General features: G+C 69.5%; 10 protein-coding genes. 5 read left to right on the forward strand and 5 right to left on the reverse strand.

The genetic code is table 11. From position 1 onward, the window contains the following. Position 1: 1 nt before the first annotated feature. Entirely contained in the window at positions 2 to 5653 is a 5652-nt protein-coding gene (locus ACFWX1_RS34415) for an AAA family ATPase (protein ID WP_378393948.1), read from the reverse strand. A gap of 128 nt (positions 5654 to 5781) precedes the next feature. On the opposite strand from ACFWX1_RS34415, the gene ACFWX1_RS34420 reads away from it, so the two are divergent. The 3 genes from ACFWX1_RS34420 (at position 5782) to ACFWX1_RS34430 (ending at position 7923) form a co-directional block, all read left to right on the forward strand. Continuing rightward, positions 5782 to 6300 (forward strand): amino-acid N-acetyltransferase, encoded by a 519-nt coding sequence (locus ACFWX1_RS34420; protein WP_378393949.1) that lies wholly within the window; start codon positions 5782 to 5784, stop codon positions 6298 to 6300. A gap of 66 nt (positions 6301 to 6366) precedes the next feature. Continuing rightward, complete coding sequence (locus ACFWX1_RS34425; RefSeq protein WP_378393950.1) at positions 6367 to 7014, forward strand: nitroreductase family protein; 648 nt, start codon at positions 6367 to 6369, stop codon at positions 7012 to 7014. Beyond that, positions 7015 to 7923 (forward strand): phosphotransferase family protein, encoded by a 909-nt coding sequence (locus ACFWX1_RS34430; protein WP_378393952.1) that lies wholly within the window; start codon positions 7015 to 7017, stop codon positions 7921 to 7923. Here ACFWX1_RS34430 and ACFWX1_RS34435 read toward each other — a convergent pair. The 4 genes from ACFWX1_RS34435 to ACFWX1_RS34450 form a co-directional block, all read right to left on the reverse strand. Next, on the reverse strand, positions 7920 to 8393 hold the full coding sequence (locus ACFWX1_RS34435) for a hypothetical protein (protein WP_378393953.1): 474 nt from the start codon (positions 8391 to 8393) through the stop codon (positions 7920 to 7922). The genes ACFWX1_RS34430 and ACFWX1_RS34435 overlap by 4 nt on opposite strands. 41 nt (positions 8394 to 8434) lie before the next feature. After that, the gene (locus tag ACFWX1_RS34440) at positions 8435 to 8986 is read right to left on the reverse strand and encodes an RloB family protein (RefSeq protein WP_378393954.1); all 552 of its coding nucleotides are present in this window, start codon (positions 8984 to 8986) and stop codon (positions 8435 to 8437) included. A 17-nt stretch (positions 8987 to 9003) separates the two neighbouring features. Then, a complete protein-coding gene (locus tag ACFWX1_RS34445) occupies positions 9004 to 10221 on the reverse strand; it encodes an ATP/GTP-binding protein (protein ID WP_378393978.1) in 1218 nt (405 codons plus the stop codon). 89 nt (positions 10222 to 10310) lie between these two features. Continuing rightward, the gene (locus ACFWX1_RS34450; RefSeq protein WP_378393955.1) at positions 10311 to 12842 is read right to left on the reverse strand and encodes a DNA translocase FtsK 4TM domain-containing protein; all 2532 of its coding nucleotides are present in this window, start codon (positions 12840 to 12842) and stop codon (positions 10311 to 10313) included. A gap of 128 nt (positions 12843 to 12970) precedes the next feature. Here ACFWX1_RS34450 and ACFWX1_RS34455 point away from each other — a divergent pair, with 128 nt between their 5' ends. Both ACFWX1_RS34455 and wrbA read left to right on the forward strand, forming a co-directional pair. Next, complete coding sequence (locus tag ACFWX1_RS34455) at positions 12971 to 13789, forward strand: lysophospholipid acyltransferase family protein (RefSeq protein WP_378393956.1); 819 nt, start codon at positions 12971 to 12973, stop codon at positions 13787 to 13789. A gap of 34 nt (positions 13790 to 13823) precedes the next feature. After that, positions 13824 to 14432: an NAD(P)H:quinone oxidoreductase gene (wrbA, locus tag ACFWX1_RS34460; RefSeq protein ID WP_378393957.1), complete on the forward strand. Its 609-nt coding sequence runs from the start codon at positions 13824 to 13826 to the stop codon at positions 14430 to 14432. The last annotated feature ends 97 nt before the right edge of the window (positions 14433 to 14529 follow it).

The following is a 14529-nucleotide window of genomic DNA, read 5'->3' on the forward strand; positions in this document are numbered from 1 at the left end:
TTCAGGGTAGCTGGCGCGGCAGATCGCCCATCGTCAGCAGGGTCAGGTCCTCGTCCGGCAGCTGTTCGAGATCCACTTCGGGCCCGGCGAGCCGCATCGCCTGCGCGCTGATCGCCTGTTCGAGCAGCCCGCGCGCGGACCGTCCGTTGGCGAACCCGGCGCCCCGGTCGATCCCGGCCATCACCTGCGGCAACGCCGCGACGAGGTCGGGGGCGAGCCGGTAGCCCTGCTTGGCCGCCATCGCGGTGAAGATCCCCGCGAGTTCGTCGTCGGTGTAGTCGGCGAACTCGACGGTGCCGCCGAACCGCGAACGCAGCCCGGCGTTGCTGTCGAGAAAGCGCTCCATGTCGGCCGGGTAGCCCGCCGCGATGACGATCAGGTCGTCGCGGTGGTTCTCCATCTGCACCAGCAGTTCGGCGACGGCTTCCTTGCCGAAGTCGTTCTCGTAGCCCTGGACGAGGTTGTAGGCCTCGTCGATGAACAGCAGGCCGCCGACCGCGCGCTCGCACACCTCGCGGGTCTTCGGCGCGGTCCGCCCGATGTACTCGCCGATCATGTCCGGGCTGGTCACCTCGACCAGATGCCCCGACGGCAGCACGCCCAGCTCCCGGTAGATCTGCCCCATCAGCCGGGCCACGGTCGTCTTGGCGGTGCCCGGGTTGCCGGTGAACACGAGATGCCTGCTGCGTGCCGACACCGGCAGGCCCGCGGTGCGGCGCCGCGCGTCCAGCCGGGTTTCGGCGACCAGCGAACGCACCCGCTGCTTGACGCCGTCGAGGCCGATCATGCCGTCGAGTTCGGCCATCAGCTCCTGGAGCCCGCGCCGGGGCCCCGCGTCGTCGGCGACCGCGACCCCGGCCTCGCCCGAGCCCGGCAGGTCCGCGGCGACGAGCAGGTCCAGCTCCGCGCCGTCGGTGCCGCTGACCCGGCTCGACTGCTTGGCGATGGTGGTCTCCAGCAGCCCGCGAGCCGACCGGCCGTTCGCGAAACCCCTCCCCCGCGGGATACGCCGGACCGCCTCGGGCAACGCGCTCGCCATGTCCTCGGCGAGCCGGTAGCCCTGCTTGGCCGCCATGAGGCGGAAGATTCCTTCGAGTTCCTCGTTCGCGTAGTCGGGAAAGTCGACCTTGCCCGCGAACCGCGACCGCAGCCCCGGGTTGGTTTCCAGGAAGCTGTCCATCTCCTTCGGGTACCCGGCCACGATCACCACCAGGTCGTCCCGGTGGTTTTCCATCTGTACCAGCAACTCCGCGACGGCCTCGTCCCCGAACGAATCCCCGGCGAGGTTGTAGGCCTCGTCGATGAACAGCACTCCGCCGACCGCACGCTCACACACGTCGCGCGTCTTCGGCGCGGTACGGCCGACGTACTCACCGATCAGGTCCGGGCTGGTGACCTCGACCAGCTGCCCGGACGGCAGCACGCCGAGTTCCCGGTAGATCTGCCCGATCAACCGCGCCACCGTCGTCTTCGCCGTGCCGGGGTTCCCGGTGAACACCAGGTGCCGGGTCCGGGTGGTGACGGCCATCCCGGCCTCGCGGCGGCGTTTGTCCACCGCCATCTCGTCGACCAGCGAGCGGACCCGTTGCTTCACCGGCGCCAGCCCGATCATTCCGTCCAATTCGGACAGTAGCTCGTCCAGACTCCGCCGCGGACCACCATCGTCCGCGACCCCGACGCCGGATTCGCCCGCCTCCGGAAGATCCGCGGCCACCAGGACGTCCAGTTCGGCGTCCGGCTGCGTCGCGAGACGGCCGGACTGCCGGGCGATCGCCGCCTCCAGCAGCACCCGCGCGGAGCGGCCGTTGGCGAAACCCCGGCCACGCGGAATGCGCCGGACCGCTTCGGGCAACGCGTTCGCCATGTCCCCGGCGAGCCGGTACTTCTGGTTCCCCGCCATCAGACGGAAGATGGCGGCCAGTTCCTCGTCGGAGTAGTCCGGGAACTCCACCCGGCCCGCGAACCGCGACCGCAGGCCCGGGTTCGTCTCCAGGAACTCGTCCATCTCCTTCGGGTACCCGGCCGTGATCACCACCAGGTCGTCGCGGTGGTTTTCCATCTGTACCAGCAATTCCGCGACGACGTCGTTCCCCGCGGCCTTTTCCGTGAGGTTGTACGCCTCGTCGATGAACAGCACCCCGCCGACCGCGCGCTCACACACGTCACGCGTCGTCTGCGCGGCGTCGTCGTAGTACTGGCCCAACAGGTCCGGGCTGGTGACCTCCACCAGGTGACCGGACGGCAGCACACCGAGTTCCCGGTAGATCTGCCCGATCAACCGCGCCACCGTCGTCTTCGCCGTCCCCGGATTGCCCGTGAACACCAGATGGCGGCTACGGGCCGACACCGGCAGACCCGCCTCGCGACGGCGTTTGTCGATCGCCATCTCGTCGACCAGCGAGCGGACACGTTGCTTCACCGGCGCCAGCCCGATCATTCCGTCCAATTCGGACAGCAGCTCGTCCAGGCTCCGCCGCGGACCGCCGTCGTCCGCCATCCCGACGCCGGATTCCCCGGCACCCGGCAGATCCGCGGCGACCAGCACGTCCAGCTCCGCGTCGGGCTGCTCCACCAGACGGCTCGACTGCTGCGCGGTCGCCGCCTCCAGCAGGCCCCGCGCGGAACGGCCGTTCGCGAAGCCCCGGCCGCGCGGAATCCGGCGGATCGCCTCGGGGAGGGCGCCTTCGAGATCTTCGCCCAGCCGATAGCCCTGTTTCTCCGCCATGACACGGAAAATGCCTTCGAGTTCCTCGTTGGAGTAGTCCGGGAACTCCACCCGGTTCGCGAACCGGGACCGCAGACCGGGGTTGGTCTCCAGGAAGTTGTCCATCTCCTGGGGATACCCCGCGGCGATGACCACCAGGTCTTCCCGGTGGTTTTCCATCTGCACCAACAACTCCGCTACAGCTTCGGCACCGTAGTCAGCGTACTTCCCTTTCGCGCCCGCAAGGTTGTACGCCTCGTCGATGAACAGCACACCCCCGACCGCGCGCTGGCACACGTCACGCGTCTTCGGAGACGTTTCGCCCAGATACTGCCCGAGCATGTCGGGGCTGGTGACCTCGACGAGATGCCCCGAGGACAGGACGCCAAGTTCCCGGTAGATCTGTCCGATCAGCCGGGCCACCGTGGTCTTCGCCGTCCCCGGATTACCGGTGAACACGAGATGCCTGGTGCGTGCCCCGACGCGCATCCCGGCTTCGCGGCGGCGTTTGTCGATGGCCATCTCGTCGACCAGCGAGCGGATCCGCTGTTTCACCGACGCGAGCCCGATCATTCCGTCCAATTCGGACAGCAGGTCCTCGAGACTCCGCCGCGGGCCACCGTCGTCGGTCATCCCGACACCGGACTCGCCCACGCCCGGCAGGTCGGCCGCGACCAGGACTTCCAGCTCGGCGGCGTCGGTGTCCGGCGAAGCGGCCAGGCGTGAGGACTGTTTGGCGATCGCCGCCTCCAGCAGTCCCCGTGCCGAACGGCCGTTCGCGAAACCCCGGCCGCGCGGGATGGTGCGGACGGCGTCGGGCAGCGCCGCCACCGCGTCGTCGGCCAGCCGGTAGCCCTGGCTCTCGGCGATCACCCGGAAGATGCCGGCGAGTTCCTCGTTGGAGTAATCCGGGAACTCCACCCGGCCCGCGAACCGCGAGCGCAGGCCCGGATTGCTTTCCAGGAAATCGTCCATCTCCTTGGGGTAACCCGCCGCGAACACGACGAAGCCGTCGCGGTTGTTCTCCATCTGCAGCAACAACTCGGTGACCGCCTCGCGGCCGAACTCGTCGTCCTTGTCGCTGACGAGGTTGTACGCCTCGTCCAGGAACAACACGCCGCCCATCGCCCGCTCGCACACCTCGCGGGTCTTCGGCGCGGTGTGGCCGAGGAACTCGCCGACGAGGTCGGTGCGAGCCACCTCGACGACGTGTCCCTTCGAGAGCACCCCGAGCGCCTGGTAGATCTGGCCGACGAGCCGCGCCACCGTCGTCTTCGCGGTGCCCGGATTTCCGGTGAAGAGCAGATGACGGCTGCGCGTGGCCACCCGCAGTCCCGCCTCGCGACGCCGGGCGTCGATCGCCATTTCGTCGACCAAGGACCGCACCCGCTGCTTCACCGACGCGAGCCCGATCATCCCGTCCAGTTCGGCGAGCAGCTCCTCGATCGTCTTGCCGCCCTTGGCCCGCACCGACTGCGCGAGCTGCTCGACGTCGGCCGGTTCGATGTGCACGGGGCCGCCCGGTGTCGCGCCCCGGCCGATGGCGTGCTGGCTGGCCGCGGCGAGCAACGCCTCGACGTCCCTGGCGTTCTCCGTCGTGCGGCCCGCCTGCGCGAGCCCGGCGAGCCGCTCCCGCACCGGGGGCGCCATGACGATCGACCGCTCGGCGCTGAAGATGTCGAGCAGCGCGGACACCGTCGCGGGCTGGGACAGGTCCGGCATCGGATGGACGAGCAGCCGCGGGATCAGCTCCGGCGCCTCCGCCTTGAGCAGGGACAGCATGGCCTCGGTCCCGGCGAAGGCGACGACCCGGCAGCTGTCCTGATCGTGCGCGAGGTCGCGGAGGTAGCGGATGACACCACCGGACGCGCCGTCGAACAACACGTCGGCTTCTTCGATCAACACCGACGGCGGCACCTCGGCGTCGTCGTAGCGCTCGATCGTCCTCCGCAACTCCGCTTCCGCCGACGGGTTCTCCTTGCCACCGAGCAGTTCCCGCCCGGTGACGTTCGCGGGCGCGCTGACGCTCACGCCCGCGGCGTACAACGCCTCGGAGACTGCGCGAAACAGCCGACGCTGCCCGGTGTGTGGTTTGCCGACGAACAGGATCAGCGGGTTCGGCTGTTCCTGCCCCGCCGTGCGCAGCTCCGCCTCACGCTGCCGCCGCTCCCACTCCTGGTAGTCGAGCTGCCACTGCTGATAGGCGCGCTCGTAATCCTCCTGCTGTTTCCGCTGCTGACTCGACCTCCGAAAGCGGTTTCCGGCGGCGAGCAGGTCGAGGGTCACGGATCGGCTGTGCGCGGCCATGTTGTCGAGCAGACCGTGCTGGCTGCCACCCTCCGGCGGCTCCGGTTCGGGCGGCGGCGGATCCGCCGGACCCGAGTGCTCCGCGTGCCGGGTCCCGTCCGCCCAGCCGATGATGCGGACGGCCCGGTCGATGAACGCGAGCGCCGACTCCGGCCCGGCCACGAACCGGGTCCCGCCGCGGAGGTTCTCCACCACGACGGCGGGGCGAGCGGGTGGCGCGGCGGCCACGGGCGCGGGCAGCGGCGGCGGGGTGTTCGGCAGGGGCGGCGGGCTCGCGGGCGGAGGCCCGGCGGGCAGCGGAGGCGGCAGGGGCGGCGGGACGGCCCTGTTCTGCGGCCCGGACGGCGGGCCCGGCGGCCCCACCGGCACCTGACTGGACGGCGGCCCGTACGCGGGCGGAGGCACCGGCGGCGGGGCCGACGGCGCGGGTCCCGGCGGCGGCACCAGCCGGGTGGCGCCCCGGTATCCCGGATCGGCGGGCGGCTGCCCGAACTGCCAGGCGCCGCCACGGGCGCTCCACTGCCACGGCCGTCCCGGGACGAGCAGCCACGACACCCCGTCCGGCGCGGCCAGCATCGTCGTCCTCCCGGCCGACGCCTGGGCCTCCGCGGCCTGGAACGGGTCCCATCCGGCGCGCGTCAAAGCTCCCCCTCTTTGTCGAATCCTCTGCGTGAGCAGCTGATCACCTGCGCCGAAGCAGCATACGGGGAACCGTCGAACACACGGAACCCACCGCAGCGGAGACCTCCCGCGCCGGATACGGTCGATCCGTGCCCCCAGATTCGCCCGGTGAGGTGACGATCCGCCGTGCCCGCATCGCCGACGTCCGCAAGATCAAGACACTGGTCGATTCGGACGCCGGCCGCGTGCTGCTGGAGAAAGAGCTGGTCACGCTGTACGAGGCCATCCAGGAGTTCTGGGTGGCCGACACGGCGGACGAGGTGCTCGGCTGCGCGGCGTTGCACGTGCTGTGGGAGGACATCGCCGAACTGCGCACCGTCGCGGTCGACAAGGCCGCGCGCGGGCGTGGGATCGGCCACGCGCTCGTCGAGCGGCTCGTCGGGGAAGCGCGGGAACTGGGCCTGAAGCGGCTGTTCGTGCTGACCTTCGAGACCCATTTCTTCGCCGGGCACGGCTTCGTCGAGATCGACGGCGCGCCGGTGACGCAGGAGGTCTACGACGAGATGCGGCGGTCGCTCGACCCCGGTGTCGCGGAGTTCCTGGATCTGCCCTACGTCAAGCCGAACACTCTGGGCAACAGCCGGATGCTGCTGGAACTGGAGTCCTGATCGGACGGTCGGCCCGAGGGGCTAGGGTCGGCTGTGGACGATCATGGAACGCCGGGGAGGCTGGGGATGGACACCGCGATCACCGATCACCTGCTGAGCACGACCCGCTCGGTGCGGCGGAAACTCGACCTCGACCGCCCGGTCGAAGCCGACGTGCTCCGCGAGTGCCTGCAATTGGCGCTTCAGGCGCCGACACCGGGCAACGCGCAGGCATGGCGCTGGCTCGTCGTCCGTGATCAGGGCGTCAAGGACCGCCTGGCCACGTTGTTCCGGCGCGTCGGCACGGCCTACCTGGAAGCGGCGATCGAGTCCGCCGGTGACACGGTGAAGCAGCTTCCGGTGGCCCGCGCGATCGCTTCGGGCAAGCACCTGATCGACGTCATCGACCGGGTCCCGGTGTACGTGATCCCCTGTCTGCAAGGGCGCCCGCACGGGGACAACGCCCTGGATTCGGCTTTCTACGGCGGAATCTTCCCCGCGGTGTGGAACTTCCAGCTCGCGCTGCGTTCGCGCGGGCTCGGTTCGACGCTGACGACGTACCACCTGCAGCACGAGGCCGAAGCCGCCGAGATCCTTGGCATTCCCGAGGGCTACACGCAGGTCGGGCTCCTGCCGGTGGCCTACACGACGGTGTCGGACTTCGCGCCCGCGCGGCGCATCCCGCTGGACGAGGTCGCCTACCTCGACGGCTGGGGTCACGCGCTCGGAGACTGAGTGCTGCCCGAGGAACTGACCGCCTGGATCGGCGAGGTGCTGCCCGGCCGCCGGATCGAGCGGACACGGACGTTGCGCGGCGGATTCCGCAATCACAACCTCCAGCTCGTCACCGACGACGGCGAGCAGTACGTTCTGCGGCGCTTCACGCACCGCAACACCTGCGGCGTCGAAGCGGCACTCGCCGTCCGGCTGGCCGGGACGGTCCCGGTCGCCGAGGTGGTGGCGGCCGATCCGGACGGCACCGCGGCGGGACAGCCGGTGCTGCTGTCGCGGTTCGTTCCGGGCGTCCTGCTCAGCGACGTCCTTCCCACGGCCGACGACGAATCCGCCGAGCGGCTGGGACGGGCCGTCGGTGCCGCGCTCGCCGGGATCGGCACCGTCGACTTCCCCAGCCCGGGTTTCTTCACCGGCCCGGACCTCGTCCCCGACGGCACCGAACCCACCGCGGAGCTGCCCGCCTTCATCGAACGCTGTCTGCGCGGCGGCGACGTCCCGCTCACCCTTGCCGAGCAGGACGCCCTGATCCGGCACGCGGAGCGGCAGGTCCCGCTGCTGACGCGGGTGAGCGGTTCGCACGGGCTCGTCCATTCCGACTTCAATCCCAAGAACCTGCTGGTCCGCGGCGACGGTTCGGTGAGCGCCGTGCTGGATTGGGAATTCGCCTTCGCGAGTTCTCCCCTGTTCGACGTCGGCAACATGCTGCGCTTCCAGGAGGAGCACCCACCGGCCTTCCGCGCCGGGTTCATCGCGAGTTTCGCCGACGCGGGCGGAGAACTCCCGGACGGCTGGTACGAGATCAGCCGTGCCCTCGACCTGTTCGCCCTCGCGGATTTCCTGACCCGCCCGGCCGACGATCCGTTCTTCGGCAAGGCCGTCGCACTCCTCCGGCACCGGCTGCGGACCTAGGCCTTCGAGATCCGGAAGGTCGCTTCGTCCCCTGCCTGGTTCACCGCGACCAGCTCGATCCGGCGCGCCGCGAACTCCGTCCGGCTCGACCCGCCCTGCCCGGTGTGCAGTTCGGCCGTGGTGCGCTCACCCCGGCCCGGCTCGGCGATGCTGACCGCGACGACCGCCTCGCCCGCCCAAATGCACTGCATGCCGGGACGGCAGCGCGAGTCGTCGACCAGCTCCGTGAACCGCACGACGACGTCCTTGTCGTCCAACGCCGCCGCCTGCCCGGCCCGGAGCGTGAACGGCTGATCGAGCTGGACCCCGACCGGCTCGGCCGCGGGCTGCTCCGTTCCCGGCTGGGCGGGACCCGGCTGGGCGGCGGGCGTGACCGGCTGCGCGTGCTGTCCGGCCGCGAGCGAACTGCCCGCCCCGAAGGCGACCCCGGCGAGCACGATGACTCCGATGACCAGCTGCTTCCCATCCACGCCCCTACGACGGAACGGGCGCCGCCCGGGGTTGCACGGGTTCACCGAATCTTCTCGACCAGCGCCCAGACTCCGCTGGAGGGGTTGTGGCAATGCTCTTCACCCTGAGGAGCTCCGCGCGACCTGCCGCGTTCGATGGCATCCGCGACGCCGTCGGCGTAGTCCGTGAACCTGAGCGCCGTCTTGTCATAACCGGGCACGTACTTTCGCAGCCGCTTCTTGACCTCCGCGTAGCAGGCCAACGGCGCCGAACAATCCTGGAAGTGCAGCAGCAGCCAGTACTCGAAGCACGGGTTCGAAATCGCCAGTGCCAAACGCTCCCGTCTCGCGGCGATGACTGCCTTTTCCAGATCGAACTCGTCGACATCGACCACACACCACGCTTCGTCGTAGGCCTCACGCCTGCGTTTGTCCGCGGTGTAGCGGACCAGCGAAACGGGGTCCAGAGCCTTCTCCGTGACGACCACGGACATCGAAGGATTGCGTGTCTGGCGTTTCAGTCCGCGGAAGTAGGCAGGCTCGGTCACCTTCCCGCCGCACACCACCAGCAGCCGGATCCGGGGCTCGCGGTGCGCCTGTCTCCGTCTGCTCATGCTCTCCCGACGGGTCATCACAGCAATACCGCGTCCACGAAGTCCTGGCGATCGAGAACGGGGACACCGCCGAAACTTCCACCCAGATAGCGACGCTCCAGGTTGTGTTCCTTCCTAGGCTTGAAGTCGGTCAACGCGACCAGTTCGGTGGAACCGTTCTGACGCTTCTCCGCGAACCAGATCTCGTCTCGGCCAAGCACTTGATCCCCCAGCATTGTGCCGAGCAGGCTCGTGTCGTGTGTCGTGAAGATCAGCTGAGCCATGCGGGGATTGGTTCGCTTCTCCTGGAACAGACCCGCCAACTGGGCCGTCAGGAGCGGATGCAGACTACTATCGATCTCGTCGACGAGCAGAACCTGCCCGGCATCGAGGACCTTCAGGACGACGGGCAGAAGATTCAGCCAATTCCTTGTTCCCGCCGACTCGTCGGTCAAATCGAATTGCGCACCATCTCCATGGATCAGTTTCAGTTCCCACCAACGCTGGTCCCCTTTTACACCACGGACGCCGGACGGCGGCGCACCGGTCTCCTCGATCTGAAGGCCGCTGATGCCCACATCAGCGGCCTTGAGCAGGGCGACCACACGATCGTGATTTCGCGGATCCTGACCGACGTACGTGCCGACGTAGTCAGCCACTCGTTGTGCCCGGTCACGTGTTTCAAGACTCCTGATGTTCAGCTGGCCGGTGAACCACCGGTACACCGGCATCAGCGGCGCCAGGGCCAGCTTGGCCCCCATGCTCAGGAAAAGGGAGTTCGGCCTGATCAGCTCATCGACCACGACAAGTGTTGCTTTGCGCTCGGCGACCGTGCTGCCGAACCTGAGGTCATCACCCTCTCGTTCGAAGACGACCCGCTTGCGCTTCTCCGGATACGCATAGAGCCACTCTTCGCGGACCCGATGATCATCGATCGTGAAGCCATAGGTGTGACGAACCCCGTCCGCCACCAGATCGATGACAAACGCTGACGGGGACTCCCGGTCGACGCCGGAAAGCCGGCACGGCCGGCGAGGCACACCTTCGTCAGCTTCCCAGTCCGAGAACGAGAAGCGGACCGCGTCCCGCATGAACCTCAGCGCGGACACCAGGTTCGACTTTCCTGAAGCGTTCGCGCCGTAGATCGCCGTCACCGGGACCACCGGGCGCTCGTCACCCGGCGACGCAGGCATGAGCAGCAGCTCTTGCTCGTCCAGGAACGAGCGATGGTTCCCCAGCCGAAAGCTTCGCAGCATCTTGAACACCTCCCCGGCGATCCTACGCGGCGGCTCGTGCAGAAAAACTGCACAAGAACGCCTCAAGCATACGCCAAGGGGCAGACGGGCTACTCCTCGTCGTCCGCGGGCGGTGCGTCGCCGCCGCGGATCATGAACAGCACCGACTCCAGTTCCTCCGGCTTGATCAGCACGTCGCGGGCCTTCGAGCCCTCCGACGGGCCCACCACGCCTCGGCTCTCCAGCAGGTCCATCAGCCGTCCGGCCTTCGCGAACCCGACCCGCAGTTTCCGCTGCAGCATCGACGTCGAGCCGAACTGCGAGGTCACGATCAGCTCCGCGGCCTGCAGCAGGACGTCGAGGTCGTCGCCGATGTCCGGGTCGATCTCCTTCTTCTCGCCCGCCTTGGCGGAGGTGACGCCGTCGTTGTAGTCCGGCTGCGCCTGCTCCTTCGAGAAGTTCACGACGGCGGAGATTTCGTCGTCGCCGACGAACGCGCCCTGGATCCGGACCGGTTTGCCCGCGCCCATCGGCAGGTACAGCGCGTCGCCCATACCGATGAGCTTCTCGGCGCCGGGCTGGTCGAGGATGACGCGCGAGTCGGTGAGCGACGACGTCGCGAAGGCCAGCCGCGAGGGCACGTTGGTCTTGATCAGGCCGGTCACGACGTCGACCGAGGGCCGCTGGGTCGCCAGCACCAGGTGGATCCCGGCGGCACGGGCCTTCTGCGTGATCCGGACGATCGCGTCCTCGACGTCGCGGGGCGCGGTCATCATCAGGTCGGCCAGCTCGTCGACGATCGCCATGATGTACGGGTAGGGCCGGTACTCGCGCTCGCTGCCCGGCGGCGCGGTGATCTCGCCCGACTTCACCTTCTTGTTGAAGTCGTCGATGTGCCGGACCCGGTTGGCCTGCATGTCCTGGTAGCGCTGCTCCATCTCCTCCACCAGCCAGGCCAGCGCGGCGGCGGCCTTCTTCGGCTGGGTGATGATGGGCGTGATCAGGTGCGGAATGCCCTCGTACGGCGTCAGCTCGACCATCTTCGGGTCGATGAGGATCATCCGGCACTCGTCCGGCGTCGCCCGCGCCAGCAGCGACACCAGCATCGAGTTCACGAAGCTCGACTTACCGGAACCGGTGGACCCCGCCACCAGCAGGTGCGGCATCTTCGTCAGGTTCGCGGTGACGAAGTGGCCCTCGATGTCCTTGCCCAGCCCGATCACCATCGGGTGGTTGTCCTTGACCGTCCCCGGCGCGCGCAGGACGTCGCCGAGGCGCACCATCTCGCGGTCGGAGTTCGGCACCTCGATGCCCACGGCGGACTTGCCGGGGATGGGCGCCAGCAGCCGGACGTTGTCGGTGGCGACGGCGTAGGCGATGTTCTTGGTCAGCGCGGTGATCTTCTCGACCTTCACGCCGGGGCCCAGCTCGACCTCGTACCGGGTGACCGTCGGGCCGCGGGTGAAGCCGGTGACCTGGGCGTCCACGTTGAACTGCTCCAGCACGCCGGTGATGGCCTCGATCATCGCGTCGTTGGCCTTGCTGCGGGACTTCGGCGCGTCGCCCAGTTGCAGCAGGTCCGGCGGCGGGAGCTCGTAGTCGCCCTCGACGGTCCGCGTGACGGCCATCGGCGGTTCGGCGGCCTTCTTCGGCTTCTTCTCCGGGACTTCCGCGGCGACGGCCTTCGCCGGCTTCGGCGGACGCAACGGGGTCGGCGGCTCCGCCAGCGCAGCCTCGATGTCGAGCTGCTCACCCTCGGCGCCGCTGGACTGCCTGCGCCGCGACGGCTTGCGCAGCCGCACCGCCTTCGGGTCCGCCTCGGTGACGGCTTCGCGTTCGGCCTCGATCGCCTGCCGCTCGGCCTCGGCGTCGGCGAGTTCCTCCTCGTCCATGCCCCAGGTGCGCAGCCGGTGCGGGATCTCGCGGACCGGCGTGCCGGTGAACACGAGGATCCCGAACACCAGCACCAGGATGAGCAGCGGCACCGCGACCCAGGTCGTGACGCCCTTGGTGAGCAGCCCGCCGGAGAAGACGCCGATGATGCCGCCGGCGTACATCCGGCCGTCGTTCGTCTCCGGCAGCCCGGTGAAGATGTGCAGCATCCCCAGCACGGCCAGGATGACCAGCAGCGTGCCGATGACCATGCGCGGCCGTGTCTCCGGTCTGGGCTCGGAGCGCATGAGCGCGACGGCGATCACGATCAGCGCGAGCGGCAGTGTCACCGCGCCGGCGCCGAGGATCACGCGCGTGCCGAATTCGACGCCCTCGCCGATCGGCCCCGCCGCGCGCCACCAGACGCCGACCGCCGCGACCAGCGCGACGGCGATGAGGCCCAGTGCGAGCCCGTCCCGGCGGTGCTCCGGCTCCAGCTCCCTGGTCCGGCCGACCGTCCTCGCCACCGTGCCGAGGCCCTTGGCCAGCAGGTTCCACGTACCGCGGACGCCGCGGGCGAACGAGCCCGAGGACCGGCTGGAGCGGCGCGGGGCGGGTTTGCGGGCCGGGGCCCTGCGTGCCGACGAACCACGGGTGGACGAACTGCGCGTACCGGACGAACGCGGCTTCGCCTGGGTACGTGGCTTCCGCGCCGACCCCTTGCCGCCGCTTCCCGTGCTCCGCTTCCTCGTCGCCGACCCGCTAGCCATGCCCTCTACGGTAACCGGCGAGCACCGTTCGCCCCATGTGCCACTCGCGGCACGCCCACAACATTTCCCCGTGACCTCGGACATGAGCGGCCGTTCGGGTGAAATCGGCGTCATGACATGCTCTCGGCATGTTCACCCTGCGCCAGGACGACGAATCGCCCCGCCGTGCCCCCGCCATCTGGCGGACGATGCTGAACATCGACCGTGGCCTGGTCAACCTGGTCGGACGGCTCACGGTGTCCGGCAGCGTCCCGGCCCACCTGCGGCACCGGCCGCTGCTGATGGCCGCCAACCACATCGGCGTGTTCGACGCGTTCGTGCTGATGGCCGCGTGCAAGCGGATCGGCATCAACCCGCGGTTCATGCTGGCCGGGGGCATCCTGGACGCGCCGGTGATCGGCCCGGCACTGCGGGTCAGCGGGCATCTGCGGGTCGACCGCAAGCAGGCCGCGACCGCGGTCGGGCAGTTCGCCGAAGCCGTCGAGGCGCTGAAGACCACGCGCGAGCCGCTCATCGTCTACCCCGAGGGCCGGATCAGCCACGACCCCGGGCTCTGGCCCGAACGCGGCAAGACGGGCGCGGCCCGGCTGGCGCTCGCCGCGGACGTCCCGGTGATCCCGATCAGCCAGTGGGGCGCGCACGAGGCCGTCTACTGGGGCACCGAGACCGTCAACGGCCCGGCCGATCTGCTGCCGCTGGCCCGCTCGGGCCTTTCCGCGCCGCTGCGGCGTCCGCGGTTCCGCGTCCACTTCGGCGCGCCGGTGGATCTCTCCGGTGTCGAGCCGGAACGGCCCGGCGCCGGGGTGCGGGCACACGCCAGGATCATGCAGGCCATCACCGACGGGCTCGTCCCGCTGCGCCGCGACGAACCGGACGTGCCGCGCTTCCACGACCCGACGCGGCCCACCGACACCCGCAGCCCGTGGCGGCCGAAGTCCGGATCATGAGACGGCGTCCGCGGGTCGCTTAGAGTCGCGGGACGTGAGCACACGCATTCTCGTCGTCTACTACAGCGCCACCGGCAACACCGCCAAGCTGGCCACCGCGCTTGCCGACGGCGCGGCCGAAACCGGCGCCGACGTCCGGCTGCGGACGGTCCCCGAGACGGTGCCGCCGGACGCCATCGCGCGCAACGCCCGCTGGCAGGCCTGGGTCGATTCGGGGCCGCACCACGACCTCGCCACCCTGGAGGACCTGGAGTGGGCGGACGGCCTCGCCGTCGGCAGCCCGACCCGCTTCGGCGGGCCCGCCGCGCAGCTGAAGTCCTATTTGGACAGTACGGGTGGCTTGTGGGCGCAGGGAAAACTCGCCGACAAGGTCGCGACGTCGTTCACCACCGCGTCCACGTCGCACGGCGGCCTGGAGTCCACCGTGCTGGCGATCAACAACGTCTTCTACCACTGGGGCGCGATCGTGCTGCCGCTCGGCTACACCGACCCGCACCTGCACGAGTCCGGGAACCCGTACGGCGGCTCGTTCGTCTCGCGGAAATCCGCCGAACCCGACAGCCTCGCGCTCGGTGCCCTCCGGCTCCAGGGCCGCCGTCTCGCCACGGTCACCGGGAAGCTGAAGGGGACTTTCCTCTCGTAGCACGCGCTGAAGGGGACTTTCCTCGCATGCGATGCGACGAACGTCCCCTTCAGCTCACGGCGCGAAAATGAGTTGATCAGTCCGTTTAGCCTCGCGA

This window comes from Amycolatopsis sp. NPDC059021 (assembly GCF_042739895.1).
GTDB lineage: Bacteria > Actinomycetota > Actinomycetes > Mycobacteriales > Pseudonocardiaceae > Amycolatopsis.